29 protein-coding genes and 2 riboswitches are annotated in these 24,463 nt (G+C 42.1%); of the genes, 24 read left to right on the top strand and 5 right to left on the bottom strand.

Annotation, left to right across the window (positions count from 1 at the left end; genetic code table 11):
- Positions 1-80: 80 nt before the first annotated feature.
- Entirely contained in the window at positions 81-878 is a 798-nt protein-coding gene (locus N521_RS07945; RefSeq protein WP_035390802.1) for a YqhG family protein, read from the bottom strand.
- 14 nt (positions 879-892) lie between these two features.
- A complete protein-coding gene (locus tag N521_RS07940; protein ID WP_035390799.1) occupies positions 893-2,563 on the bottom strand; it encodes a DEAD/DEAH box helicase in 1,671 nt (556 codons plus the stop codon).
- Positions 2,564-2,813: 250 nt separating this feature from the next.
- Positions 2,814-2,921: riboswitch (glycine riboswitch) on the top strand.
- Between the two features lie 3 nt (positions 2,922-2,924).
- A riboswitch (glycine riboswitch) is annotated at positions 2,925-3,020 on the top strand.
- 104 nt (positions 3,021-3,124) lie between these two features.
- On the opposite strand from N521_RS07940, the gene gcvT reads away from it, so the two are divergent.
- Genes gcvT through gcvPB form a run of 3 tightly spaced genes read left to right on the top strand, consistent with a single transcriptional unit; the run spans position 3,125 to position 7,038 of the window.
- Entirely contained in the window at positions 3,125-4,222 is a 1,098-nt protein-coding gene (gcvT, locus tag N521_RS07935) for a glycine cleavage system aminomethyltransferase GcvT (protein WP_035390798.1), read from the top strand.
- A gap of 16 nt (positions 4,223-4,238) precedes the next feature.
- Positions 4,239-5,585 carry an aminomethyl-transferring glycine dehydrogenase subunit GcvPA gene (gene gcvPA / locus N521_RS07930; protein WP_025207616.1) on the top strand — a complete coding sequence of 449 codons (1,347 nt, stop codon included), beginning with the start codon at positions 4,239-4,241 and terminating at the stop codon, positions 5,583-5,585.
- A complete protein-coding gene (gene gcvPB / locus N521_RS07925; RefSeq protein ID WP_035390797.1) occupies positions 5,578-7,038 on the top strand; it encodes an aminomethyl-transferring glycine dehydrogenase subunit GcvPB in 1,461 nt (486 codons plus the stop codon). Before gcvPA ends, gcvPB begins: the two co-directional genes overlap by 8 nt.
- A gap of 40 nt (positions 7,039-7,078) precedes the next feature.
- On the opposite strand, the gene N521_RS07920 is transcribed toward gcvPB, so the two are convergent.
- Positions 7,079-7,459, bottom strand: coding sequence for a rhodanese-like domain-containing protein (locus N521_RS07920; protein WP_024718853.1), 381 nt, complete (start codon positions 7,457-7,459; stop codon positions 7,079-7,081).
- Between the two features lie 219 nt (positions 7,460-7,678).
- On the opposite strand from N521_RS07920, the gene N521_RS07915 reads away from it, so the two are divergent.
- From N521_RS07915 to N521_RS07905, 3 genes are all read left to right on the top strand, one after another.
- Positions 7,679-8,515: a lipoate--protein ligase family protein gene (locus N521_RS07915; protein ID WP_017357972.1), complete on the top strand. Its 837-nt coding sequence runs from the start codon at positions 7,679-7,681 to the stop codon at positions 8,513-8,515.
- An 85-nt stretch (positions 8,516-8,600) separates the two neighbouring features.
- A complete protein-coding gene (gene mntR, locus N521_RS07910) occupies positions 8,601-9,035 on the top strand; it encodes a transcriptional regulator MntR (protein ID WP_003215946.1) in 435 nt (144 codons plus the stop codon).
- A 305-nt stretch (positions 9,036-9,340) separates the two neighbouring features.
- Positions 9,341-10,216, top strand: a complete 876-nt coding sequence (locus N521_RS07905; RefSeq protein ID WP_035390796.1) for a patatin-like phospholipase family protein — start codon at positions 9,341-9,343, stop codon at positions 10,214-10,216.
- On the opposite strand, the gene N521_RS07900 is transcribed toward N521_RS07905, so the two are convergent.
- Together N521_RS07900 and N521_RS07895 are read right to left on the bottom strand one after the other, a co-directional pair.
- Positions 10,213-10,608: an SA1362 family protein gene (locus tag N521_RS07900; protein WP_024422959.1), complete on the bottom strand. Its 396-nt coding sequence runs from the start codon at positions 10,606-10,608 to the stop codon at positions 10,213-10,215. The genes N521_RS07905 and N521_RS07900 overlap by 4 nt on opposite strands.
- A 38-nt stretch (positions 10,609-10,646) precedes the next feature.
- Positions 10,647-11,603: a DUF1385 domain-containing protein gene (locus N521_RS07895; protein WP_007501199.1), complete on the bottom strand. Its 957-nt coding sequence runs from the start codon at positions 11,601-11,603 to the stop codon at positions 10,647-10,649.
- A 221-nt stretch (positions 11,604-11,824) separates the two neighbouring features.
- On the opposite strand from N521_RS07895, the gene N521_RS07890 reads away from it, so the two are divergent.
- The 18 genes from N521_RS07890 (at position 11,825) to folD (ending at position 24,431) form a co-directional block, all read left to right on the top strand.
- Entirely contained in the window at positions 11,825-12,352 is a 528-nt protein-coding gene (locus N521_RS07890; RefSeq protein WP_035390792.1) for a YqhR family membrane protein, read from the top strand.
- A 109-nt stretch (positions 12,353-12,461) separates the two neighbouring features.
- Positions 12,462-12,905, top strand: coding sequence for a type II 3-dehydroquinate dehydratase (gene aroQ / locus N521_RS07885; protein WP_007501195.1), 444 nt, complete (start codon positions 12,462-12,464; stop codon positions 12,903-12,905).
- Positions 12,902-13,963 carry a M24 family metallopeptidase gene (locus N521_RS07880; protein WP_007501193.1) on the top strand — a complete coding sequence of 354 codons (1,062 nt, stop codon included), beginning with the start codon at positions 12,902-12,904 and terminating at the stop codon, positions 13,961-13,963. Before aroQ ends, N521_RS07880 begins: the two co-directional genes overlap by 4 nt.
- Positions 13,964-13,988: 25 nt before the next feature.
- On the top strand, positions 13,989-14,546 hold the full coding sequence (gene efp / locus N521_RS07875) for an elongation factor P (protein WP_007501192.1): 558 nt from the start codon (positions 13,989-13,991) through the stop codon (positions 14,544-14,546).
- 373 nt (positions 14,547-14,919) lie between these two features.
- Positions 14,920-15,201, top strand: coding sequence for a YqhV family protein (locus tag N521_RS07870; protein WP_008342211.1), 282 nt, complete (start codon positions 14,920-14,922; stop codon positions 15,199-15,201).
- A gap of 66 nt (positions 15,202-15,267) precedes the next feature.
- Positions 15,268-16,191, top strand: a complete 924-nt coding sequence (gene spoIIIAA, locus N521_RS07865; protein WP_035390790.1) for a stage III sporulation protein AA — start codon at positions 15,268-15,270, stop codon at positions 16,189-16,191.
- On the top strand, positions 16,185-16,700 hold the full coding sequence (gene spoIIIAB / locus N521_RS07860) for a stage III sporulation protein SpoIIIAB (protein WP_007501189.1): 516 nt from the start codon (positions 16,185-16,187) through the stop codon (positions 16,698-16,700). Before spoIIIAA ends, spoIIIAB begins: the two co-directional genes overlap by 7 nt.
- Before the next feature lie 19 nt (positions 16,701-16,719).
- Entirely contained in the window at positions 16,720-16,926 is a 207-nt protein-coding gene (gene spoIIIAC / locus N521_RS07855) for a stage III sporulation protein AC (protein WP_003153142.1), read from the top strand.
- Positions 16,923-17,336: a stage III sporulation protein AD gene (gene spoIIIAD, locus N521_RS07850; RefSeq protein WP_087978339.1), complete on the top strand. Its 414-nt coding sequence runs from the start codon at positions 16,923-16,925 to the stop codon at positions 17,334-17,336. The genes spoIIIAC and spoIIIAD overlap by 4 nt, the downstream gene beginning before the upstream one ends.
- 19 nt (positions 17,337-17,355) lie before the next feature.
- Positions 17,356-18,549: a stage III sporulation protein AE gene (spoIIIAE, locus tag N521_RS07845; protein WP_017357967.1), complete on the top strand. Its 1,194-nt coding sequence runs from the start codon at positions 17,356-17,358 to the stop codon at positions 18,547-18,549.
- Between the two features lie 14 nt (positions 18,550-18,563).
- On the top strand, positions 18,564-19,196 hold the full coding sequence (spoIIIAF, locus tag N521_RS07840) for a stage III sporulation protein AF (protein WP_007501185.1): 633 nt from the start codon (positions 18,564-18,566) through the stop codon (positions 19,194-19,196).
- A 28-nt stretch (positions 19,197-19,224) separates the two neighbouring features.
- Positions 19,225-19,860: a stage III sporulation protein AG gene (spoIIIAG, locus tag N521_RS07835; protein WP_370539206.1), complete on the top strand. Its 636-nt coding sequence runs from the start codon at positions 19,225-19,227 to the stop codon at positions 19,858-19,860.
- Positions 19,860-20,492, top strand: a complete 633-nt coding sequence (locus tag N521_RS07830) for a SpoIIIAH-like family protein (RefSeq protein WP_024718861.1) — start codon at positions 19,860-19,862, stop codon at positions 20,490-20,492. Before spoIIIAG ends, N521_RS07830 begins: the two co-directional genes overlap by 1 nt.
- A gap of 194 nt (positions 20,493-20,686) precedes the next feature.
- Positions 20,687-21,169: an acetyl-CoA carboxylase biotin carboxyl carrier protein gene (accB, locus tag N521_RS07825; protein WP_008342216.1), complete on the top strand. Its 483-nt coding sequence runs from the start codon at positions 20,687-20,689 to the stop codon at positions 21,167-21,169.
- Between the two features lie 11 nt (positions 21,170-21,180).
- On the top strand, positions 21,181-22,530 hold the full coding sequence (gene accC / locus N521_RS07820; RefSeq protein WP_008342217.1) for an acetyl-CoA carboxylase biotin carboxylase subunit: 1,350 nt from the start codon (positions 21,181-21,183) through the stop codon (positions 22,528-22,530).
- A 25-nt stretch (positions 22,531-22,555) separates the two neighbouring features.
- Positions 22,556-22,963: an Asp23/Gls24 family envelope stress response protein gene (locus N521_RS07815; RefSeq protein ID WP_017357965.1), complete on the top strand. Its 408-nt coding sequence runs from the start codon at positions 22,556-22,558 to the stop codon at positions 22,961-22,963.
- 209 nt (positions 22,964-23,172) lie between these two features.
- The gene (gene nusB, locus N521_RS07810; protein ID WP_008342218.1) at positions 23,173-23,565 is read left to right on the top strand and encodes a transcription antitermination factor NusB; all 393 of its coding nucleotides are present in this window, start codon (positions 23,173-23,175) and stop codon (positions 23,563-23,565) included.
- A gap of 14 nt (positions 23,566-23,579) precedes the next feature.
- A complete protein-coding gene (gene folD, locus N521_RS07805) occupies positions 23,580-24,431 on the top strand; it encodes a bifunctional methylenetetrahydrofolate dehydrogenase/methenyltetrahydrofolate cyclohydrolase FolD (RefSeq protein WP_007501171.1) in 852 nt (283 codons plus the stop codon).
- Positions 24,432-24,463 lie beyond the last annotated feature (32 nt).

Here is a 24,463-nt window from a genome sequence, read left to right as displayed (position 1 = left end):
CGCCCAATACAAACAGACAAACGTTGCTTTTGATTGATCGAAAATTTGATATCACATGAAAGGGAGGGAGACTCGCTAAGTCAGCCTCCTCTTTTTTGCTGTAAGTAAAAAAGTCCGCCATTTTCAATCGTAAGACTGATTTTTGGTTCGTATAAAGTTTTAAGTGCTTGTCTTTCTATTTCATATTCTACAGATGTGTCTGAAGTCCCTTCATAAAATTGGTTTAAAAGTTTCGAGTCTTCTTTCCACTTTTGAACAGCTCTTACCGCCCAATCATCCGGCTCTTCATTGGCATAACGTTCCATCAGGCTGTAAAGCCGTTTGACGCCGCTCTCTGGCTTAATCATCGTACTCATTGTGAAGCAATAATCAGGAATTTGAGACGATAGCTCACGTGCTTCTAGCTTCTCTTGAAATTGTTCGATGACTTCTCCGCGTATTAGATGAAGTCCAAGAGACAGCAGTTTATCTTTTTTACGGTCTGCCAGATAGGATATTTTGACATTGAGACCAAGCCACGGCTCCAGTGCGATCTGGCTGTTTGTGAGCGGTCTGACTTTTTCGTACAGCCGAATAAAACGGCCTTGCTGTTTCACAGCCTCGAATATTTGGAATAAACGAGGGGAGCCGAAGTGGACAAATTCTCCTTCGACCGAGTCATCAGCTTTTTTTTGATCGGTGATCAAAGTCAATTGCCGCGGCTCAGGTACGCCTCCCGTTTTTTCGAGCCAATGCCAATAAAAAGGGCGGTTCATGATCAATTTATCCATTTCGATTGTCAGTTGTACGGTCAGGTGCCCTGCACTTTCTTCAAGTATGTCGCATTGATTTGCCTGAAAGAAACGGAGAAGAAATGTGTGAATCTCGCGCTGCTCCATTGGTCAACTCTCCTTTATGAACCTTGCTGTCTTTCTTCTAAAAGCGGTGTTTGTGCTTCTGTTAAATAGGAAGCAAATTGGGTTAATTTCTTTTTCATGTCTACGTCAGACTCGTGCTGGAAGAGAATTTGATGCAATTCTGTTTCAGCATCTTGGATATCAATTCGGGTTAAAATATCATCTAGATCGCCAATGACGTTTTCAAACAGCTGAATTTTTTCATATAAAAGTTTTAAAATATGTTCTTCGACTGTCCCGCTAGTTGCCATATTGTAAATGTGGACATCCCGCTCTTGACCGAGCCGGTGAATACGTCCAATTCTTTGTTCCAAGCGCATTGGGTTCCACGGAAGGTCGTAGTTGATGATTTGGTTGCAAAACTGAAGGTTGATCCCCTCGCCGCCTGCTTCTGTCGCGATGAGCACTTTCGCCCGCTCTCTAAATAAATCTTTCATCCAGTCTTTTTTACTCCGTTTAAACCCGCCTCGAAAAGGGACCGAACTGATGCCGTTTTGCTGGAGAAACCATTGTAAATAAATTTGTGTCGCACGGTATTCAGTGAAAATAATGACTTTTTCATTTAATTGCTGAATGAGTTTAACGACTTCAAGTGCTTTAGAATTTTGTTCTACCTGGTTGATTTTCTCCATGATTTGCATCATAGCAGAAGCGCCTAGAATGTGTTTTTCCTCTTCTTGCATTTTTTTGATGGTCATATAGACGGCCTCACGGCTCGAACAGCATTCTCGTTCTAAGGTCATAATTGAAAACATGTGCTTCGTATAGGAAGGGTTTTCTTTTAACTTACAAATTTCATCATATAATGCTTGTTCTGTTGGGGAGAAATCAATAGAAATTGTCTTCACATGACGCTTTGACCACTCGATGCCAGTGTCTTGTCTCCGGTTCCGAATCATGACTTTATTGACTAACTGTTTTAACCGGTCATGGTCTTCAAGTTGAAGATCTTTTTTGGCAAAGAGGTCTTTAAATTGTGTTTCATTACCTAAATGGCCTGGCTTCAACAGCGAGACGAGATTAAAAATTTCTCCTATCCGATTTTGGATAGGTGTGGCTGTGAGCAGTAGGCAGAACTTTTTATTCAAATTTCTCACAAACTCATAGTTTTTCGTTTTATTGTTTTTCAGTTTGTGTGCTTCATCAATAATGACCATATCGTAGGAGATGGATAAGATCGTGTCTCGATGCGGCTGTCTTTTGGCTGTATCAATTGAGGAAACCACAACATCGCACTGCTCCCACACATAGCTCTTCTTTTGCTCGACAGCATCTATGTAAAATTTCGTCCGCAGTTCTTGTACCCATTGGGACACAAGGGAGGCGGGTACGAGAATGAGAATCTTTTTGGCAAGTCCGCGAATCATGTATTCTTTGATAATCAGTCCTGCTTCAACGGTTTTTCCAAGACCCACTTCATCTGCTAAAATGGCTTTCCCATTCATCTCTTCTACGACTCTTCTAGCGACTTCGAGCTGGTGTTTTAAAGGAGTAAATGCAGGCAGGTGCGCAGGTGCTTGCAGTCCTTCAAATGAATCAATGGCTGTCACTTTTTGTACCTGTGCTGCTAAACGGTACATATCCCAATTCGCCCAGGGACCGTCTGCTGTAAGCCGCTTTTGAAATTCACTTGCCCATTTTTGATCAAATATCGTTTGAATATTCAATGTGACCGCCTGCCTTTCTGGTAGAGTGATGATAAAATCGTTCTGTTTTTAAACGCTTCATTTTTTGATAGCGATTTAAAAGATGTTATATATCAATAAAAGCGAACGATAATGAATGATTATTTTAAAAATGTTAATGATTTTTCTGTTGCTCTTCATCCATTTCTAATGGTAGGATGTTGGTAAGTGATCTAGAGAATAAGTCACCCATTTTGATAGTATGTCCAATAAAGGTGAAGAATATGAGCGGATGATGGTATGGGGAGAGACCTAGCGGTTATTTTGCACTGACAGGCGCCGAAGGAGCAAGCTGAATTGGTTCAGTGAATCTCTCAGGCAAAAGTACTCTTACCGGACGCAACTCTGGAGAGTGTTTGCGCAGCGATTTTTAGCAAACCACCAAAGGGGAAAACGCACAATGATGTTGTGCTGTAAACTTTCAGGTGCAAGGACAGAGACTTCTTTTTGATAAAAGGGAGCGCTCTGTCCTTTTTTGCTGTGATTTTTTTCTGAAAATTCAGCTTGTGATGTGCACTGTAAGAAAAAAGGGGGAAACGATTGATGTTGAAACGAACACCGCTTTTTCATGCGTATGAAACGTTTGGCGCAAAAACCATTGACTTCGGGGGCTGGGAATTACCTGTCCAATTTTCTTCCATTAAAGAAGAACATGAAGCTGTTCGAACAAAAGCAGGGCTGTTTGACGTGTCTCACATGGGTGAGGTGGAAGTCACAGGTCAGGGAGCCCTTCCTTTTTTACAAAGGTTATTAACCAATGATCTGTCAAAGCTGACAGACGGTAAGGCACTATATACAGCCATGTGTTATGAAGATGGCGGAACGGTGGATGATCTGCTCGTCTACCAAAAAGAAAAGAACAACTATTTACTTGTGATCAATGCTTCAAATATTGAAAAAGATGTGGATTGGCTGCTTAAACATCAAGGTGAGGAAGACGTTTCGATTAAAAATGTCTCTGATCAAACCGCCTTGTTAGCCCTTCAAGGACCTCTTGCTGATGACATCATCAAAGATGTTGCGGATGAAGAGGTAACGTCATTGAAGCCATTTACGTTTTTATCAAAAGCAATCATTGCGCAAAAAGAGGTGCTTGTATCAAGAACCGGCTACACAGGAGAAGATGGCTTTGAAATCTACTGCCAGTCAGAAGATGCTGTTCACCTTTGGACCGCTTTATTAGAAGCCGGACAGCCGAAAGGACTGATCCCATGTGGACTCGGTGCACGTGACACCTTAAGATTTGAAGCAAGACTCCCGCTTTATGGCCAAGAGCTCACGAAGGATATTTCTCCTTTAGAAGGCGGCATTGGTTTTGCTGTTAAAACGGATAAAGAAGCAGATTTTATCGGAAAAGATGCACTTAAAAAACAAAAAGAAGAAGGACCAAAGCGAAAGCTTGTCGGGATTGAAATGATAGATAAGGGGATTCCGCGGACAGACTATCCAGTCTTCTCAGGAGATAAGCAGATTGGTTTAGTCACAACCGGTACACAATCTCCAACATTAAAGAAAAATATTGGGCTTGCCTTGATTGAAACATCAGAGGCGCAGCTTGGGACAGAAGTGGAAGTGCAAGTTCGCAAAAAACGTCTAAAAGCCAAAATTGTCGCCACACCATTTTATAAAAGAGCCAAATAACGAGGAGGAATAGAGGATGAAGCACAGGTATTTGCCGCAAACAGAGCAAGATCAAAAAGAAATGCTGGATGTCATCGGTGTTCAGTCAATTGATGAGCTTTTCTCAGATATCCCAGAGAAAGTCAGATTCAAAGGTGCGTACAACATTAAAGAAGCCGCATCAGAAACAGAGCTAGTGCGGGAATTGTCTCGTCTTGCTGCAAAAAATAAAGATACAGTGGCCTATGCCTCGTTTTTAGGTGCTGGTGTGTATGATCATTACCAGCCTGTGATTGTCGACCATGTGATTTCACGTTCTGAATTTTATACAGCGTACACACCTTATCAGCCTGAAATTTCTCAAGGTGAATTGCAAGCAATCTTTGAATTTCAAACAATGATTGCTGAGCTGACCGGTATGGATCTTGCCAACTCCTCGATGTATGATGGCGGAACGGCATTAGCTGAAGCGGCGATGCTGGCTGCAGGACATACAAAGAAGAAAAAGGTTGTGGTCTCTGAAACGGTTCATCCTGAATCAAGAGCGGTGCTGAAAACATATGCGAAAGGACAGCATATTGAAGTCGTCGAGGTACCTGCGCGAAAAGGTCAGACCGATCTAGCTGCATTAGAAGAAGCTGTCTGCGAGGAAACAGCAGCGGTCCTTGTACAATACCCAAACTTCTTCGGTGTTGTTGAACCGTTAAAAGACATTGAACCGATTGCACATAAAGGGAAAAGTTTATTCATCGTCTCAAGCAACCCGCTTGCACTTGGTTTACTGACACCTCCAGGAAAGCTTGGGGCAGATATTGTCGTTGGTGATGCGCAGCCATTTGGCATTCCAGCTGCATTTGGCGGACCTCATTGTGGATATTTTGCTGTGACGAAAAAATTAATGCGGAAAGTGCCGGGGCGTTTAGTCGGGCAAACAGAAGACGAGAACGGTGTGCGAGGATTTGTGCTGACCCTTCAAGCGCGCGAGCAGCATATCCGAAGAGACAAAGCGACTTCAAATATTTGTTCGAACCAAGCATTAAATGCGTTAGCCGCTTCTGTTGCGATGACGGCGCTTGGGAAAACAGGTATCAAAGACATTGCCTATCAAAACGTACAAAAGGCCCATTATGCCAAGACGCAGGCAGAAAAACATGGGTTACAGGCTGAAATAGAGGGCGCTCATTTTAATGAATTTGTGTTGAAACTGAATGAACCTGTGAAAGAAGCGAATGAGCGATTGCTTGAAAAAGGAATCATCGGCGGATATGACTTGGGACGGGATTATCCAGAGCTTCAGCAGCATATGCTCGTCGCTGTGACAGAACTAAGAACAAAAGAAGAAATTGATACGTTCATCAAGGAATTGGGGGATCGTCATGAATAAACAAGATCAGCCGCTTATTTTTGAATTATCCAAAGAAGGAAGAATTGGTTACAGCCTGCCTGATTTAGACGTACCTGAGGAGAAGCTCCCAGATTTATTTGATGAAGCGTATATCCGCCATGAAGATGCTAAGCTGCCAGAGGTTTCTGAACTGGATATTATGCGTCACTACACAGCATTATCTAGGCGTAATCACGGGGTCGATTCTGGCTTTTATCCTCTAGGCTCTTGTACGATGAAATATAATCCAAAGATTAACGAAAAGGTGGCACGTCTTGCAGGTTTCTCGCATGTGCATCCACTTCAAGAGGCAGACACTGTGCAAGGTGCATTAGAGTTACTTTATGATTTAGGTGACCATTTAGAAGAAATTACAGGAATGGACGCCGTGACATTACAGCCTGCGGCGGGAGCACATGGCGAATGGACGGGGCTCATGATGATTCGTGCATACCATGAAGCAAGAGGAGATCTTAAACGAACAAAAGTCATCGTGCCTGATTCTGCTCATGGAACAAATCCCGCATCTGCAACAGTAGCTGGATTTGAAACGATTACGGTGGCATCTAATGAACATGGGCTTGTCGATTTAGACGACCTGCGCCGTGTTGTCAATGAAGAAACGGCGGCTCTCATGCTCACAAATCCAAATACACTCGGCCTTTTTGAAGAAAATATTTTAGAAATGGCTGAAATCGTCCACGGAGCAGGTGGGAAGCTTTATTATGATGGAGCGAACTTAAATGCTGTATTAAGCAGAGCAAGACCGGGGGATATGGGATTTGATGTGGTTCACTTAAATCTTCATAAAACCTTTACAGGTCCACACGGAGGAGGAGGCCCTGGTTCAGGTCCAGTTGGCGTGAAAAAGGATTTGATTCCATATTTGCCAAAGCCAGTGCTTGTGAAGAAAGAAGGTCGTTATTTCTTTGATTACGATCGTCCAGAATCCATCGGCCGTGTGAAACCGTTCTATGGGAACTTTGGTATCAATGTCAGAGCGTATGCGTATATCCGCTCTATGGGACCAGACGGCTTAAAGGCTGTAACGGATCATGCGGTGTTGAATGCAAACTATATGATGCGCCGCTTATGTGCTCATTATGATTTGCCATTTGACCGCCACTGTAAGCATGAATTTGTCCTTTCAGGTAAACGTCAAAAGAAACTAGGTGTGCGGACACTTGATATTGCCAAACGATTACTTGATTTTGGCTATCATCCGCCAACGATTTACTTCCCGCTCAATGTAGAGGAATGTATCATGATTGAACCAACTGAAACAGAATCAAAAGAAACCCTTGATGCATTTATTGAAGCGATGATTCAAATTGCAAAAGAAGCGGAAGAGAACCCAGAAATCGTACAGGAAGCACCACATACAACCGTTGTGAAACGAATGGATGAAACAAAGGCTGCACGGAATCCAGTGCTGGTTTTTGAAAGAAAATAAAAAGACTCATGGGGGGCAATAGCTCCCAGAGTCTTTTTTGTTAGTTCTTTGTTTTAATGCGGCCGCCCCATTTTTTAAAGCCGCCCTTTAAATTATAAATCTCACGACAGCCATTTTTACGTAACGTTTGAGCAGCCTTTCCGCTTCTCAAATTATTTTGGCAATAGAGATAAACAGGCTTGTCAGGGCGTATTTCATTTTTGCGCTGCTTTAATTGTGAAAGGGGAATGTTTCTTGCGCCTAAAATATGTCCACCTTCAAACTCATTTGGTTCTCTCACATCAATGAGTTGGGCTTTGCGGTAACCTTTGATAAATTCTGCTTCCGTCAGCGTTTTCATAATGCGCTGCTGATAAATGTAACTGCCGATGGAATAAAGAACGAAAAGTCCACAAAGTGAGAGGACGATATAGTTGAATATTGGCAATACGACTCGACTCCTTCTTGAGCATCAGCACAGTCACCTGTCTGATGGTACGTTTTAGACAAATACTATTATAGTAAAGCAAAAGAAACTTGTCATCATAAATGGTAAGAATTATTTTCAATTCCTTCCCTATTTGATAGACTGATGAAGAGAGAAAATCGGTGATCACCACCGTCATCTAACATTGACTACGTAAAAGAGAAGGGATTTTATATGCAAAAAGAGAAATGGTGTTTCATTGATACAGGAAACCAAGACCCTGCCTTTAACATGGCCATGGACGAAGCCTTGCTTTATTGGCATAGCGAGAAGCTGATCCCGCCTGTGATCCGTTTTTATGGTTGGAATCCAGCGACATTATCTGTTGGATATTTTCAACATGTTGAAAAAGAAATCAACATGGAAGCGGTTGAGCGCTATGGTCTTGGATTTGTTCGCAGGCCTACAGGAGGCCGCGGCGTTCTTCATGATCAGGAATTGACCTACAGTGTCATCGTGTCAGAAGAGCACCCAGAGATGCCGGCGACGGTGACAGAGGCATACCGCGTCATTTCAGAAGGGATTTTAGAGGGCTTTAAAGAACTGGGACTCGATGCGTATTTTGCCATTCCTCGTACAGAAAAAGAAAAAGAAAGCTTAAAAAATCCAAGATCGTCTGTATGTTTTGATGCGCCTTCATGGTACGAGCTTGTTGTAGAAGGCAGAAAAGTAGCAGGCAGTGCGCAAACAAGGCAAAAAGGTGTGATCCTCCAGCATGGCTCGATTTTAATTGATCTTGATGAGGATAAATTGTTTGATTTATTTCTTTATCCAAACGATCGGGTGAGAGAGCGGATGCAGCGCAGCTTTAAAAACAAAGCGGTGGCGATCAATGAAATTTCAGATCGAACATGTACGATAGACGATGCGCGTGTTGCATTTAAACGAGGGTTTGAAAAAGGATTAAATATCGAGCTTGTGCCTTATGAGCTGACAGATGAAGAGTTGGCATTTGTTCATCACCTCGCCAAAACGAAATACGCCACAGATGATTGGAATTACAAGCGTTAAGACGAAGGACTCTTCTTGTTTTTTAATGGGCGATGGTGTAGAATTGTTATGATTATTAAGTAAAGGTGCATTTTGGAGGGGTTTTATGACTACACCTAGTATGGAAGATTATATTGAACAAATTTATATGCTGATAGAAGAAAAAGGATATGCAAGAGTATCTGATATTGCAGAAGCCCTCGCTGTCCATCCCTCCTCTGTAACAAAAATGGTTCAGAAGCTAGATAAAGATGAATACCTCATTTATGAGAAATATCGTGGTCTAATTTTAACCCCAAAAGGCAAAAAAATTGGAAAACGTCTCGTATACAGACATGAACTGCTAGAGCAATTTTTAAGAATCATTGGTGTAGATGAAGAGAAAATTTATGATGATGTAGAAGGTATTGAGCATCATCTCAGCTGGAACAGCATTGACCGCATCGGCGACCTCGTCCAATTCTTTGAAGAAAACGATGAGCGATCCGTTCAGCTGAAAGCGATTCAAAAGAAAAACGAACAAACAAATCAAGAATCTTAAGAAAAAGGACACCTGGCGAAGGGTGTCCTTTTAAATTGTTGACAAAGGGGTAAAATGTACTTTATTTTAGCTCTTTGTCTTCTTTTCAGCGTGAAAGAAAACCTTTGCAGTCTAGGAAGGACGAGCATCGGAGCGGAGCGAATTTGACATTCGTGAGCACCGGAGCGCAGGACTGACACCGAATGCGAGGGTTTGTCTACACGCTGAAAGGACACCTGGCGAAGGGTGTCCTTTTTGAATATAGTTCTAATGAAAGGCAAATGCTCCTACACTATTAATAGTGTGACAGAAAAGGGGGCTCCTTGATGAAGATAGATGGTGTGTTCTCAGGTGGAGGCATTAAGGGTGCAGCACTTGCAGGCGCCTATGAAGCGCTTGAAGCAAGAGGATTTCAATTTGTCCGTCTCGCTGGAACAAGTGCGGGAGCGATCATTGCTTCACTCATCGCAGCGGGTTTTACGAGTCAGGAGATTCGGAAGCTGTTAGACGAAATGGATGAGCATCAATTGCTTGACCGAAGGTGTCAATTCATCCCGTTTAAAATGCTCAGATGGGTGTCTATTTATTGGCGTCTTGGCCTTTACAAAGGTGACCGTCTAGAAAAATGGCTGACAGACGTGTTAAAACGAAAAGGTGTCACCGTATTTGGGGATCTGAAAAAAGATACGCTCAAAATCGTCGCTTCTGATTTAACAAATGGCAAAATCCTCGTCCTTCCAGATGACCTTCCTTCCTATGGGTTAAATCCAGAACGGTTTTCTGTTGCCAGAGCCATTCGGATGAGCTGCAGTTTGCCTTATTTTTTCGAACCTGTCAAACTGAGGTCTTCAAAAGGAATTTGTACCATCGTGGATGGCGGCGTGCTCAGCAACTTTCCGATTTGGCTTTTTGCTGAAGAGAAAAAAAGACCGTTTGTCGGTGTCACATTAACCCCAAACGAAAAAGAACGCCCTCAACATTCCATCCGCAATGCGTTTGAACTGTTTGGCGCTCTATTTGAAACGATGCGTGGTGCTCATGACGAAAGACATATTGCCACAAAACACGAACGTCATATTATTTTTATTCCTGTAGAACACGTCATTGCCACTGATTTTCAGCTGATGACAGAAAAGAAAAAGGCGCTCGTCGATCTAGGCAGACAGAAGGCCGAGCAATTTTTAAAGAGCTGGACATTTTAAAATAAGGCGCGATTTTTCTTTTTGTTTTTCTTGCCTTCAATGACTGTCAAATGTGTTTGGCTTTTCTTTTTGAGAAGGACGGGCTTAGACTTGTGGTCAGTCGGCACGCTTCGCAAATGAGTGACCCGGTTTTTCATCTGGCTTTTCGTTTTTGGTTTAGGCTGCTGGTAGCGACGTTTTGATTGTTTGACTGCTTTACGATAAAGATTTCCTTCTGTTCCAGTTCTTCGATTCATCAGCCATCTAAATAAGAAAAATAGAACCGCTCCAATGATCACAACTGATAGCAGCATCGTAAAGAGTCTGCCTGGATTCGTTGTGAGTAAATACACAAATCCCAAAACACCTAAAGCGAAAATAATGGTAAAAGCAGGATGTACTCGGCGATTCATAACTGTCCACCTCCGAAAGAATTTACCGGATTTATAAACTAGATCACTTGATGAGCAGAATCTGATGCTTGTTTCGCAGATGCTTCCTCTAAACGAAGAAGTTCATTAAAACTTGCAATGGCTACCTCGACTTGATCATCAGAGGGTTCTTTTGTTGTGAGCAATTGCAGCCAAAGGCCAGGATAGCCAAGCACTTTAAGCACTGGCACGTCACGGAGTTTGTTTGTGAGCTGAAGCACTTCAAATGAAATGCCAAGAACAACCGGAATAAGCGCCAAGCGATTCAGAACTCTCACCCATAAAGGATCTGTCGGTACGAGTAAATAGACGAACATGCCGACAATGACAGTGAATAAAATAAAGCTGCTGCCGCATCGATAATGCAGGCGAGATTGGCTTTGGACATTTTCCACTGTGATGTCAAGATTCTGTTCATAGCAGTTTATGACTTTATGTTCTGCCCCATGATATTGAAATACCCTTTTAATTAAAGGGGTCATGGAAATAAAGTAAATATAGCCTAATAACAGGATCAATTTAAAGAATGTTTCCACTGCAATTTGTGCGAAGTTTCCAGAAAACACCGGACGCACAAGTTCGGCTAAAAAGACAGGCACTAAAGTAAAGACAAATTTACTAAAAAGAAGAGAGAGAACTCCGATCACAGCAATGCCAAAGATCATTGATAATTTCGAGCTTTTTTGTTCTTTTTCAAGAGAATGATCTTCAGAAGGATCTAAGTCATAGCGCTCGCTGGAGAAGTTTAAGTGCTTACTGCCGTTTGCGCTTGCTTCAACAAGTGCAGCAACACCCCTGACAAAAGGGATTTTCTTAAGAAAGGCGGTTCGTTTATTGGAGGTCCGGGGAAGCTTTAAAAACTCAATGGACTGATCCTTACGCCGGATCGCTGTCACATAGTTCTTTTTACCTCCGAACATGACACCTTCCACAACTGCCTGCCCTCCATATGCTGGAGGTTTTGTTTGATTGGACATATTTCATCAACCTGCCTGTTTCCTGTAATTTACATGCATTTCCTTATACCTTTATTGTACAGGAAAAGAGGGGAAATCACTAGCTCACAGGTCGATTATCTACTAGAATTCTATCTACCTCTTTTTAGCCAGTATACCCTGTTATAAAAATTTTACACTCTCGCACGGAAATCCTTTTTTTTCATGACATTTTGGACATACTACTTGCTGGAGGTGTTTATATGAAACGTGATGAAAAGAAAAACCAAGAAGAAAAAAATCAATCAGTACAAACGTCTTCAATGGTGGCAAGGGCAGCAGCCACAGGTTTTGTCGGCGGAGTTTTTTGGGGCTTTATCGGATTTCTGACCCATATGTTTCATTTTTCAGAGGTGAGTCCAAATATGCTGTTGCAGCCATTTGTGCTTGGTGAATGGAAAAAAGGCGGACTTGGTACATTTATGAGTATTGTACTTTTAGGGATTTTATCTATTGGGGCAGCCTTTATTTATTATGGACTGCTCAAACGGATAAAAGGTTTTTGGATGGGGCTGATCTATGGCGCGATTTTATGGCTGCTTGTTTTTTATGTATTTAATCCTATATTCCCCGATGTGAAGCAAGTGCAAGATTTGCAGCAAAGCACCATTGTGACGACATTTTGCCTATATATTTTATATGGCATGTTTGTCGGATACAGTATTTCATTTGAATACAATGAATTAACGAGTCAGAAGCTTGCAAGGGCACTCGGGAAAAAGACAGAATAAAGTGTAAATCCACCATTCATATGATAAAATTATTTTTGGAAACGAAAGGTTTCTAAGGAAAAAGAAACAGCCATCGATATAGAGTGAATTAGGGTGAAGGAGTGGTCATATGCCTCATTTTCTAGTGCTGAATGGGCCCAACTTAAATAGGCTCGGCAAGAGAGAGCCAGGAGTTTATGGAAGTAAAACATTAACAGATTTAGAAACGGATTTGTTTCAGTTTGCAGAAAGAGCAAATATTCAATTGACGTTCTTTCAATCGAATCACGAGGGAGATTTGGTCGATGCGCTCCATGAAGCAGAAGATCAGTACGATGGCGTCGTGTTTAACCCGGGTGCTTTTACCCACTATAGCTATGCACTGAGAGATGCCATTGCAAGTATTACGTTACCTGTCATCGAAGTACATATCACAAATGTTCATAAGAGAGAGGAATTCCGCCATCATTCGGTTCTTGCTCCAGTATGCCAAGGTCAAATCGTTGGACTTGGTTTAGAAGGATATAAATTGGCGATTCGTTATTTAGTCAGTGAAGGGGGAGCAGTATCATGAAACTTGAAAAACTAAGAAAACTTTTAGCTGAATTAGACATAGATGGTTTAGTGATTACGAGCAGCTTTAATTTACATTATATGACGAGTTTTACTGGATCAGCCGGTCTTGCCATCGTTTCAAAGGATCGAGCCGCCTTTATTACGGATTTTCGTTACACGGAGCAAGCCAAGGATCAAGTAAAGGGCTATGACATCATTGAACATAAAGGAAACATTGTGGAAACTGCTGTCCAAACGGCAAACGAATTTGGGGTGAAACGTCTTGGTTTTGAACAAAACCATATGACATTTGCCACCTACCAGCAGTACTCGGGGAAAGCAAGCGGTATCGAGCTTGTTCCAGTCTCGGAATCAGTTGAAAAGTTGCGCTTGATTAAGTCTAATGAAGAGATTAAGATATTAGAGGAAGCTGCGAAGATTGCAGATCATGCCTTTGATCATATTCTCACGTACATCAAGCCGGGCCTGACAGAAATTGCGGTCATGAACGAGCTTGAATTTTTCATGAGAAAAGAAGGGGCAGAAGGATCTTCATTCGATATGATTGTTGCCTCTGGCGTTCGTTCAAGCCTGCCACACGGGAGAGCGAGCGAAAAGGTGATTGAATCTGGCGACTTGGTGACACTGGATTTCGGTGCCTATTATAAAGGCTATTGTTCAGACATGACAAGAACCATTGCTGTAGGAACACCAAGCGACAAATTAAAGGAAATTTATCATATCGTATTAGAAGCAGAAAACGCTGGTGTGGATAAAATCAAGCCAGGCTTAACAGGAAAAGAAGCTGATCGCATCACACGAGACATCATTGAAAAGTATGGCTACGGTCAATACTTCGGTCATTCGACTGGACATGGTCTTGGTATGGAAGTACATGAAGCACCTGGCCTTTCCTCGCGCTCAGATGTCGTGTTAGAAGAGGGAATGGTTGTGACAGTTGAACCAGGCATTTACTTGCCGGATGTCGGCGGCGTGAGAATTGAGGATGATATTGTCCTGACAGCTGACGGCAATAAACGATTGACCCACTCACCGAAAGAACTTATCATATTATGATGGTGAAATGTAGGAGGATGACAAAATGATTTCAGTAAACGATTTTCGTACAGGCCTGACAATTGAAGTGGACGGCGGTATTTGGCGTGTAGTGGATTTCCAACACGTAAAACCAGGAAAAGGCGCAGCGTTTGTCCGTTCGAAACTGCGTAACCTGCGTACAGGTGCGATTCAAGAGAAAACATTCCGTGCAGGTGAAAAAGTAGCGAAAGCGCAAATTGAAACAAAAACAATGCAATATTTATATGCAAATGGCGATCAGCATGTATTCATGGATACAAGTTCATACGAACAACTTGAACTAAGCGAAGCGCAAATCAAAGATGAGCTGAAATATTTGCTTGAAAATATGTCGGTTCAAATCGTCATGTACGGTGATGAAACACTTGGAGTAGAACTTCCAAACACTGTAGAACTAGAAGTAGTAGAAACAGAGCCTGGTATTAAAGGTGATACGACATCAGGTGGATCAAAACCTGCAAAAACAGAAACTGGTTTAATCGTGAACGTTCCTTTCTTTGTGAACCAAGGTGATAAACTAGTGATCAATACATCTGACGGTTCATACGTTTCAAGAGCGTAATGAACAGAGAGACTGTAAACCTCGTGTTTACAGTCTCAGCGTGTAGGCAAACCCTCGCATTCTTTGTCAGTCCTGCGCGCTGGTGCTCACGAATGTCAAATTCGCTCCGCGCCAGTACTCGTCCTTCCTAGACTGCAAAGGTTTTCTATCACGCTGAAAAGAAGACAAAGGGCTAAAATCAAGTTCATTTTAGCCCTTTGTCAACTATCTGAGACTGTAAACCTCGTGTTTACAGTCTTTTTTTATTTGAAAAATAGGACGCCTCGTTATGACACCCCTTACTCTATTCTCTCATCCATCTCTCTTCCTTTTGAAAAACAAGACTACTTCTAGCTAGTGAAGCATATAGTGTAAAAAAAGCTGGAGGTTCTATATGAAACAATTTCTCCCGGGTATACACCCATCAGTTGCTGCCATGGCAGGGATGAGGTTTTTATCTGCCTCGATTGAACTGACGGCCGCCATCCTCATTTTAGTGACTAATGATGTGCGTAAAGCGGTTGTCATCAATAGTATATTAGCGATCATCGGGCCGCTCATTTTTATTATCACGATGACGATTGGAATCTATCAAATTGCAGGGCAGTTATCCTATGCGAAGCTTGTGTTTATTTTCATTGGTGTCGTATTTATTCTTGTTGGAATTTATAAGTGAAATGGCTTGGCATAATTAACGGCATACATCATACATTTTAGAGAAGAAAAAAAGGAGGGGAATTCGTTGCGGAGTTTGTTGGATATTCTCCCGCACTCAATTGGACAAGAACTCAGCATGTTAAAAGAAGCAGAGTGGGCGCAAATAGAAGAAATCCGCATTCGCACCGATCGCCCGATTGAGCTGATGCAAGGTGGAAAACCACGCTTTCTTTCCTATCATACAACAGGTGAAGAGGCGGCTCAGCTATTAGGCAGGCTCAGTAATTACAGCATGTACACACTTGAGGAAGAGTTAAAACAGGGCTATATCACCATATCTGGCGGACATCGGGTTGGGCTTGCTGGAAAGGTCATCGTCGAAAATGGATTCGTCAAAGGCTTAAGAGATATTTCTTCATTTAATATTCGCATCGCAAAAGAGAAGATCGGAATTGCTCTGCCGTTTCTCCCTTATTTATATGAAAAACATTGGTGTAACACACTGATTATAGGTCCGCCGCAAACCGGGAAAACGACATTGCTGCGTGATCTAGCACGTCTTGTCAGTACAGGAACAACAACCATTTCTCCTAGAAAAACAGGGATTGTAGATGAACGATCTGAAATCGCAGGTTGTATAAGAGGAGTGCCGCAGCATTCTTTTGGACACCGGATTGATGTACTTGATGCGTGCCCAAAGGCTGAAGGGTTAATGATGATGATCAGGTCCATGAGCCCAGAAGTCATCATTGTCGATGAAATCGGAAAAAGTGAAGATGTACAGGCACTGCTAGAAGCAATCCATGCTGGAGTCACCATTATCGTCTCAGCTCATGGGTATTCTCTTGAAGACTTATCTAAACGGCCATCATTTGAACCGTTATGGCAGCTTCGTGTGTTTGATCGATATGTGGAATTAAATAGAGAAAAAGGGCCTGGCACAATCGGACGGATATTTGACCAAGAGGGACAAGAGCTGAAGAGGAGGCGGGGAGTGGACGTATGTTAAAGCTTATTGGTGCTATTTTCATTGTTGCGGCTACGACATGGGGAGGATTCGAGTTTGCGAAGCGGTACAGTGATCGGCCAAAGCAAATCCGCCAGCTCCGGTTTGCACTCCAATCTCTTGAAGCTGAAATTATGTATGGTCAAACACCTTTAGCTAGAGCCGCTGACCAAATTGCGTCCCAAGTAGGACCGCCTGTGAATCGGCTATTTGAACAATTTGCAGAAAAACTCAACGTTGGAACCTTTTCTGCGAGGCATGCATGGAATGAAAGTCTAGAGGATGTATGGAAAAAAACCGTATTAAAAAAAGGCGAATATGAGGCGCTGAAGCACTTTGGAGAAACCCTTGGTCAGCATGATGTGACGGCTCAGCAAAAATATATCAAGCTAGCTTTAGGCCATTTGGAATCAGAGGAAAAAGAAGCTGAAGTTGCCCAAGCAAAAAATGAAAAAATGGTGAGAAGTCTTGGTTTTCTAAGTGGTTTACTACTGATTCTGTTATTGATGTGAGAGGAAGGGAGTCGAGAGCATGGGCGTTGATGTAAACGTCATTTTCCAAATTGCGGGAGTGGGTATCGTCGTGGCTTTTCTCCATACGATTTTAGATCAAATGGGGAAAAAAGAGTACGCACAGTGGGTGACACTGCTTGGATTTATCTACATTTTATTTATGGTTGCTACCATTGTGGATGATTTGTTTAAGAAGATTAAAGCCGTATTTCTATTTCAAGGATAGGGGAGGGCTTACAAATCGAAATTATTCAAATTGTTGGACTTGGTTTAATCGCTACTTTTCTAGCATTAATCGTCAAAGAACAAAAGCCAACCTTCGCCTTTATGCTTGTTGTGTTTACTGGGTGTGTCATTTTCCTTTATTTAATCGATCAAATCTATGCCATTATCTCCATGATTGAAAAAATTGCAGCAAGTGCAGGCGTCAATATGAAATACGTTGAAACCATTTTGAAAATCATTGGCATTGCCTATATTGCAGAATTTGGTGCCCAGCTCACAAAGGATGCGGGACAAGGCGCCATCGCTTCAAAAATAGAGCTTGGCGGCAAAATTCTTATTTTGGTCATGGCGGTACCGATTTTAACGGTCATCATTGAGACGATCCTAGGTATGATCCCGTCCATGACTTGATGGAAAAGAGGTGATGATGATGAAACGGGTGACAGCTGTGCTAGGGTTTATGATGTTCTTTTGGATGATTGTTCCGTATGCAGGTGCAGAAGAAAGTGTGCCTTTATCAAGTGAAGAACCGGTCGCAGAAGAAGTTGCGGGTGGACAGGCTGATGCCTTAGAGCTTCATTCTATCAGTGACTTTTGGGAAACGATATTGGACGAGTATGGCGGCTTTCTGCCTGAAAGCCAAAAAGGTACAGTGAAGGAAATGATCGATGGCGATAAAGAGCTGTCTCCCCAAACGTGGCTGAAGGCTTTTGTTCATTATCTGTTTCATGAGCTGATTGCCAATGGAAAGCTCTTAGGTACACTTATATTACTCACCATCTTTTGTTCGCTTTTGCAGCTTTTGCAAAATGCGTTTGAGCAAAGCACTGTTAGTAAAGTTGCATACGCTCTTGTTTATATGGTGCTTATCATTATTGCATTAAACAGTTTTCATGTTGCGATCTCTTATGCAACAGAAGCCATTCAAACGATGACTAGTTTTATTCTTGCTCTTATTCCTCTTTTATTAGCACTTATTGCCTCATCAGGCGGGCTTGTCTCAGCCGGATTCTTTCATCCTGTGATTTTGTTTTTAATGAACACGAGCGGTGTTTTTATTCAATATGTCGTTCTTCCGCTTATTTTTTTATCAGCGATATTGAGCATTGTCAGTACGCTGACCGAACAATACAAAGTGACCCAGCTTGCCCAGCTGTTAAGAAATGTCGCCATTGGCGGGCTCGCTGTTTTTTTAACTGTATTCCTCGGCGTCATTTCTGTACAGGGGGCATCTGCTGCTATCACGGATGGCATCGCTCTTCGCACAGCCAAGTTTATTACCGGAAATTTCATCCCTGTCCTTGGCAGAATGTTTACTGATGCGACAGATACCGTTATCAGCGCCTCTGTGCTGCTGAAAAATACGGTTGGCCTTGTAGGCGTCGCCATTTTGATTTCAATTGCGGCTTTCCCAGCGATTAAAGTGCTGTCGCTCGCTCTGATTTATAAATTGGCCGCTGCGATTCTTCAGCCTTTAGGGGGCGGGCCGATTATTAGCTGCCTTGATGTCATTTCAAAAAGTGTTCTTTATATATTTGCTGCATTAGCTGTTGTATCGCTTATGTTCTTTTTAAGCATTACCGTTATCATCACAGCTGGCAACCTCACCATGATGATGAAGTAAGGAGGGGACACCATTTGAGTTTTCTCACAGAATGGATCACAAGTATTATTCTATTTATTTTATTTGCGATTGTGATTGATCTTTTGCTTCCCAATTCAAGCATGCAGAAGTATGCAAAAATGGTCGTCAGCTTACTGTTAATTGTGGTGATGCTCAATCCGATCTTTGCGTTATTCCGGGCAGATCCTGACCAAATTTTCTCAGAAATCATGAAAGGGAAGGACCAAGCGCAATCAGAAGAAATAAAAAATCAGATGAATTTAGAAAAAAAAGAAATACAAGCTTCACAGCGTGCATATATTTTAAAGCAAATGGCTGTCCAACTAGAAAAAAGCGCAAAGGAGCCACTGGAGAAGGAGAGCTATGAAATGAAACACGTAGAAGTGTTGGCAGATGAGGAGCACCTTGATCAGAATATGGAGGCAGATCAATTTCGCATCAAAGCAGTCCTTGTCCCGCTCACAGGTGATGCTGTAGAAACGGTGGCAAAGGTCGACATTGATCTCTCCAGGCAAAAGGAGGAAAGCGCCGGGGCGTCAGCAAAAGAGATGGCGAGGGTGAAAGAGACGCTTGCAGATGTATGGAATACACGGCCTGAACACATTGCGCTGAACATTGAGGGAGGTGACGCAGCAGATCATGAATAACAAAGACTGGAGACAAAAACTGAAATCAATGTTCCAAGCACCTGAAAAAGGTGAAGGGAAACCAAAATTAACGAAGCACCATTACTTACTGCTTGTCTTCATCATCGGCGTGTCATTCATGTTAGTCAGTCAGATTCTGTCACCGCCATCAAGCAAACAAGAGGCTGCTGTTCCTGCGTCTAAAAAAACATCCTCAGAAGAGCAGGCGGTGTTCAAACCATCCTCTTCAGGTAAGTCAAACAACTCGATAGAGGATGTTGAACAAGAATACGAAAATCAGCTAAAAGAGATTTTAGAAACGATCATTGGTGTTGAGGATGTATCCATTGTGGTAAATGTAGACGCAACTTCTTTAAAAGTGTTTGAAAAAAACAAATCCAATAAAAGCACTACGACCGAGGAAACAGACAAAGAAGGCGGCGTGCGAAGTGTCACGGATCAAACAAAAGAAGAAGAGATTGTCATTATTAAAAATGGCAATGAAGAAACACCTGTTGTTGTCCAAACGAAAAAGCCAGACATTCGAGGTGTCCTCGTTGTTGCTCAAGGAGTAGACAACGTTCAAATAAAGAAAACCATCATTGAAGCGGTTACACGAGTGCTTGATGTACCGAGCCATAGAGTGGCTGTTGCCCCTAAAAAAATCAAGGAGGATTCGGAATGATGTTAAAAAAACAAACGGTTTGGCTATTAACGATGCTAAGTTTAGTTGTCGTATTAAGTGTGTACTATATCATGTCTCCACAAGGTGAGAATGCTGTGACAGTAGAAGATACAAAATCAAAAGGAATGGAAGAGAAAAAGGCTGAGCCAGAAAAAGGGACTGACAAAGGAACCGAAAAGAACGCAGAAGAGAAATCAACTGACAAAGAAACCAATGCGAAACAAGAAGATGTTGAAACAAGTGGAGAAGAAGGAAAGGCTGTTTCAGAGCAGACCGACGATGAACTTTTCACAACCTACAGACTTGAACTGGAAGATAAGCGCAGCAAGCAGCGTGAAGAGTATAACGAAATCGTGTCTAGCGATGATGCAACAGCGCAAGAGAAAAGTGAAGCTTATGATCAAATGACAGCACTTAGTGAGGCAGAAGGAACAGAGCGTCAGCTGGAGACATTAATCAAAACAAAAGGATATAAAGATGCGCTCGTCAGTGCAGAAGGAGATAAAGTGAACATCACGGTTCGTTCTGATAAAAAATCAAAGTCCCAAGCAGCAGATATTATTGATTTGGTCACAAAAGAAATGAGAGGGCTTGATAACGTAGCCGTCACTTTTGAGCCATCGAATCAATAAAAAATGCACAAGCGCCCTTTTCTGAAAAGGGCGTTTTTTCATGCGGGTTGACGCCCTTTTTCAGGTGCTTGTGCGAGGTGTCTCATCACATTAATAGTTGAATTCAACGAAATCCTCCTGTAAGATGGTTATAGTATGTACTTTTAGTACTAGCCTATAAAAAAAGATAAATCCATACATAGGGGTGCAAATCCATGTTAAAAATTGAAGAGATTCATGAACTAATTAAATTAATTGACGAATCAACAATTGATGAATTTACGTACGAAAACGAAGGTGCAAAAATCAAGTTAAAGAAAAATAAAGAAGTCGTTCAGCAAGTTGCGGCACAAGCACCAGTGGCTCCTGTCCAAGCAGCTCCAGCTCAACAAGCTCCTAAAGCACAAGCTCCAGCTCAGACCGAAGCCCCTGCACAAGAGAAAGCCGCGTCTGAAAACCTGCATAAAATCACATCCCCAATGGTTGGCACATTTTACGCTTCTTCTTCACCAGAAGCAGATCCATATGTGACAACAGGTTCTAAAGTGAAGGAAAACTCAGTTGTATGTATCGTTGAAGCGATGAAACTGTTTAATGAAATCGAAGCAGAAGTAAAAGGCGAAATCGTCGAAGTATTAGCTGAAAACGGTCAGCTTGTAGAATTCGGACAACCCCTCTTTCTAGTGAAAGCAGAGTAAGGAGTACGATCATGATTAAAAAGCTATTAATTGCAAACAGAGGAGAAATCGCAGTTAGAATCATCCGTGCTTGTAAAGAGCTTGGAATTGAAACAGTTGCGGTATTTTCTGAAGCGGATCGTGATGCGCTGCATGTTCAAATGGCTGATGAAGCATATTGCATCGGACCGACTGCTTCAAAAGATAGTTATTTAAATGTAACAAATATTGTCAGTGTGGCAAAACTAACAGGTACAGATGCCATCCATCCAGGATATGGTTTCCTTGCTGAAAATGCAGACTTTGCAGAGCTTTGCGAGGAATGTAATGTCATCTTTGTTGGACCAACTGCGTCAGCAATTTCCAAAATGGGAACGAAAGATGTGGCAAGAGAAACAATGAAGCAAGCTGGTGTTCCAATTGTCCCTGGTTCTCAAGGAATTGTAAAAGATCTTGATGATGCTGTTTCAACAGCAGCTGGTATTGGGTATCCTGTCATTATTAAAGCAACTGCAGGGGGCGGTGGTAAAGGTATCCGTGTGGCTCGCACAGAAGAAGAGCTCATTAACGGTGTCACCATCACGCAGCAGGAAGCAGCACAAAACTTCGGGAACCCAGGTGTCTATTTGGAGAAATTCATTGAAGACTTTAGACACGTTGAAATTCAAGTCCTTGCTGATCAGCATGGGAATACCATTCACTTAGGTGAACGTGATTGTTCTATCCAAAGAAGAATGCAAAAGCTTCTGGAAGAAACGCCATCACCTGCACTAAATGCAGATATTCGTGAGCAAATGGGTGAAGCTGCCGTAAAAGCAGCCGAAGCTGTTGAATACACAGGTGCCGGAACGGTTGAATTCATTTACGATTATAATGAAGAGAAGTTTTACTTCATGGAAATGAATACACGTATCCAAGTAGAGCATCCTGTAACGGAAATGGTCACTGGTGTTGATTTGATCAAAGAACAGATCAAAGTAGCTTCAGGTGAAAAGCTTTCCCTTACGCAAGAGGATGTCGTATACGAAGGCTGGGCGATTGAATGTCGTATTAACGCAGAGAACCCTGAGAAAAACTTCATGCCTTCTGCTGGTGAAATTAAAATGTACCTTCCGCCAGGCGGTTTAGGAGTACGTATTGATTCTGCCGCTTATCCTGGTTATGTGATTCCGCCATATTACGATAGTATGATTGCGAAAGTGATCACATATGGTAAAACGAGAGAAGAAGCAATAGCAAGAATGAAACGTGCGCTTCAAGAATTCGTCATTGAAGGAGTCTACACAACGATTCCATTCCACCTCAGATTACTAGAGCACGAAACATTTGTGAGCGGTAATTTTAATACGAAGTTTTTAGAAACGTATCAAATTATGAAATAATAACAGCTTTCGGAGGTGAATGATCGTGTCAGAAAACAATTTGCTTGAAATGAACCTTGATGAAGATCAATTGGGAAAAGTGCAAATTGCGCCAGAAGTGATTGAAGTCATTGCTGGGATCGCTGCATCAGAGGTCGAAGGAATTGCGGAAATGCGCGGCAACTTCGCTGCTGATGTGGCAGAACGCTTTGGGAAGAAAAATCACCGTAAAGGTGTGAAAGTAGATGTCTCTGATGAAGGCATCACAATTGATGTGTATTGTGTGGTTGAATTTGGCCTATCCATTCCAAAGGTATCCACTGCTGTTCAAGAAAATATCCGTCAAACCCTTTTAAACATGACGGCCTTAACGATTAATGAAATCAACATTCATGTCGTCGGCATTCAATTTGATACAAAAACAGCTGAAGCTGAAGTTGATCAAGAAATGTAAAAATGGTTGAAGTGAAACCAAGGAGGCATTGCCTCTTTGGTTTTTTAAAGCCCATTTTTGGGAAAATTCCACATGATGATTACGTCACGCATGGAGTGATTCGTTTTTCGTCACAGCTCGCATGGATCTTGGTGCGACTGCGGTCAAAATATGTTATGATCTCTGTATGGCTTAACGACAAGCGGATAAAGTGGTTAAAGGAGTAAATAATGAAAAGAAGAACTGCAAGAGAAAAGGCGCTACAAACATTATTTCAAATTGATGTCAGCAATATTGATCCGAAAGAGGCCATTACACATGCGCTGGATGAACAAGAATCAGATCCTTTTTTCGAGGAACTGGTTTTCGGTGTGCTCGAACAAAAGGACAAGCTCGATGACATGATTTCACAGCATCTTGTGAATTGGAAACTTGATCGTATTGCGAACGTAGACAGAGCCATTTTAAGGCTGTCTGTGTACGAAATGGTATATCAAGAAGATATCCCGGTGAGTGTTTCAATGAATGAAGCCATTGAACTTGCTAAATTGTTCGGTGACGATAAGGCGCCGAAATTTGTAAATGGTGTACTTTCAAACATTAAAAACGACCTAAAGCAGTAATAGGAGGATTCGACATGACAGCAACAATCATCGATGGGAAAGAAACAGCAAAAGAAAAGCGTGAACAATTAGCAAAAGAAGTAGAAGAGCTAAAACAAAAAGGAGTCACACCTGGTCTTGCCGTTATTCTAATCGGTGATGATCCGGCTTCACTTTCTTACGTACGCGGGAAGAAAAAAGCAGCAGAAGCCATGGGCATGCATTTCCAGCTTGATCATTTAGATGCTTCTTTAACAGAAGAGGAATTGCTAAAGATGATTGATCAGTACAATGCAAATGATCAATTCCACGGAATTCTTGTTCAGCTTCCACTGCCAAAACATATTTCTGAAAAAGCCGTCATTGAACGAATTTCACCAGAGAAAGACGTAGATGGTTTTCATCCGCTGAATATCGGGAAAATGCTACTTGGAGAAGACACATTCCTCCCTTGCACACCAGCTGGTATTGTTGAATTATTGAACAAAACAGGTGTGGATCTCTCTGGAAAAGAAGTGGTCGTTGTAGGACGAAGCAATATCGTCGGCAAACCAGTTGGACAATTGCTATTAAACGAAAATGCAACCGTCACCTACTGTCATTCAAGAACGGCGAACATTTCAGAACATACGTTAAAAGCGGACATTTTAGTTGTTGCCGTCGGTCGAGCAAACTTTATTAAAGCTGACCAAATTAAAGAAGGCGCGATTGTCATTGATGTAGGAGTCAATCGTCTAGAAACGGGGAAACTTGTAGGGGACGTTGACTTTGAAGCAGCAAAAGAAAAAGCTTCTTACATCACACCAGTCCCTGGCGGAGTGGGTCCAATGACAATTACGATGCTTGCACACAATACGGTTAAATCAGCAAAACGTACATTATCATAAGCTTGATCCATTCATCCACCTGCGTGCTGCCG

The sequence above is a fragment of the Bacillus sp. UNC125MFCrub1.1 genome (assembly GCF_000701305.1).
Lineage (GTDB): Bacteria > Bacillota > Bacilli > Bacillales > Bacillaceae > Bacillus > Bacillus altitudinis.
The sequence above is the reverse complement of the archived record's forward strand: the minus strand, read 5'-3'. Positions and strand labels throughout refer to the sequence as shown.

What these genes read in the sequence shown, in the direction of transcription:
- N521_RS07945 (WP_035390802.1), bottom strand. Translation starts at nt 878, where the DNA reads ATGGAGCAGCGCGAGATTCACACATTTCTTCTCCGTTTCTTTCAGGCA.
- gcvT (WP_035390798.1), top strand. Translation starts at nt 3,125, where the DNA reads ATGTTGAAACGAACACCGCTTTTTCATGCGTATGAAACGTTTGGCGCA.
- gcvPA (WP_025207616.1), top strand. Translation starts at nt 4,239, where the DNA reads ATGAAGCACAGGTATTTGCCGCAAACAGAGCAAGATCAAAAAGAAATG.
- gcvPB (WP_035390797.1), top strand. Translation starts at nt 5,578, where the DNA reads ATGAATAAACAAGATCAGCCGCTTATTTTTGAATTATCCAAAGAAGGA.
- N521_RS07915 (WP_017357972.1), top strand. Translation starts at nt 7,679, where the DNA reads ATGCAAAAAGAGAAATGGTGTTTCATTGATACAGGAAACCAAGACCCT.
- mntR (WP_003215946.1), top strand. Translation starts at nt 8,601, where the DNA reads ATGACTACACCTAGTATGGAAGATTATATTGAACAAATTTATATGCTG.
- N521_RS07905 (WP_035390796.1), top strand. Translation starts at nt 9,341, where the DNA reads ATGAAGATAGATGGTGTGTTCTCAGGTGGAGGCATTAAGGGTGCAGCA.
- N521_RS07900 (WP_024422959.1), bottom strand. Translation starts at nt 10,608, where the DNA reads ATGAATCGCCGAGTACATCCTGCTTTTACCATTATTTTCGCTTTAGGT.
- N521_RS07895 (WP_007501199.1), bottom strand. Translation starts at nt 11,603, where the DNA reads ATGTCCAATCAAACAAAACCTCCAGCATATGGAGGGCAGGCAGTTGTG.
- N521_RS07890 (WP_035390792.1), top strand. Translation starts at nt 11,825, where the DNA reads ATGAAACGTGATGAAAAGAAAAACCAAGAAGAAAAAAATCAATCAGTA.
- aroQ (WP_007501195.1), top strand. Translation starts at nt 12,462, where the DNA reads ATGCCTCATTTTCTAGTGCTGAATGGGCCCAACTTAAATAGGCTCGGC.
- N521_RS07880 (WP_007501193.1), top strand. Translation starts at nt 12,902, where the DNA reads ATGAAACTTGAAAAACTAAGAAAACTTTTAGCTGAATTAGACATAGAT.
- efp (WP_007501192.1), top strand. Translation starts at nt 13,989, where the DNA reads ATGATTTCAGTAAACGATTTTCGTACAGGCCTGACAATTGAAGTGGAC.
- N521_RS07870 (WP_008342211.1), top strand. Translation starts at nt 14,920, where the DNA reads ATGAAACAATTTCTCCCGGGTATACACCCATCAGTTGCTGCCATGGCA.
- spoIIIAB (WP_007501189.1), top strand. Translation starts at nt 16,185, where the DNA reads ATGTTAAAGCTTATTGGTGCTATTTTCATTGTTGCGGCTACGACATGG.
- spoIIIAC (WP_003153142.1), top strand. Translation starts at nt 16,720, where the DNA reads ATGGGCGTTGATGTAAACGTCATTTTCCAAATTGCGGGAGTGGGTATC.
- spoIIIAE (WP_017357967.1), top strand. Translation starts at nt 17,356, where the DNA reads ATGAAACGGGTGACAGCTGTGCTAGGGTTTATGATGTTCTTTTGGATG.
- spoIIIAG (WP_370539206.1), top strand. Translation starts at nt 19,225, where the DNA reads ATGTTCCAAGCACCTGAAAAAGGTGAAGGGAAACCAAAATTAACGAAG.
- N521_RS07830 (WP_024718861.1), top strand. Translation starts at nt 19,860, where the DNA reads ATGTTAAAAAAACAAACGGTTTGGCTATTAACGATGCTAAGTTTAGTT.
- accB (WP_008342216.1), top strand. Translation starts at nt 20,687, where the DNA reads ATGTTAAAAATTGAAGAGATTCATGAACTAATTAAATTAATTGACGAA.
- accC (WP_008342217.1), top strand. Translation starts at nt 21,181, where the DNA reads ATGATTAAAAAGCTATTAATTGCAAACAGAGGAGAAATCGCAGTTAGA.
- nusB (WP_008342218.1), top strand. Translation starts at nt 23,173, where the DNA reads ATGAAAAGAAGAACTGCAAGAGAAAAGGCGCTACAAACATTATTTCAA.
- folD (WP_007501171.1), top strand. Translation starts at nt 23,580, where the DNA reads ATGACAGCAACAATCATCGATGGGAAAGAAACAGCAAAAGAAAAGCGT.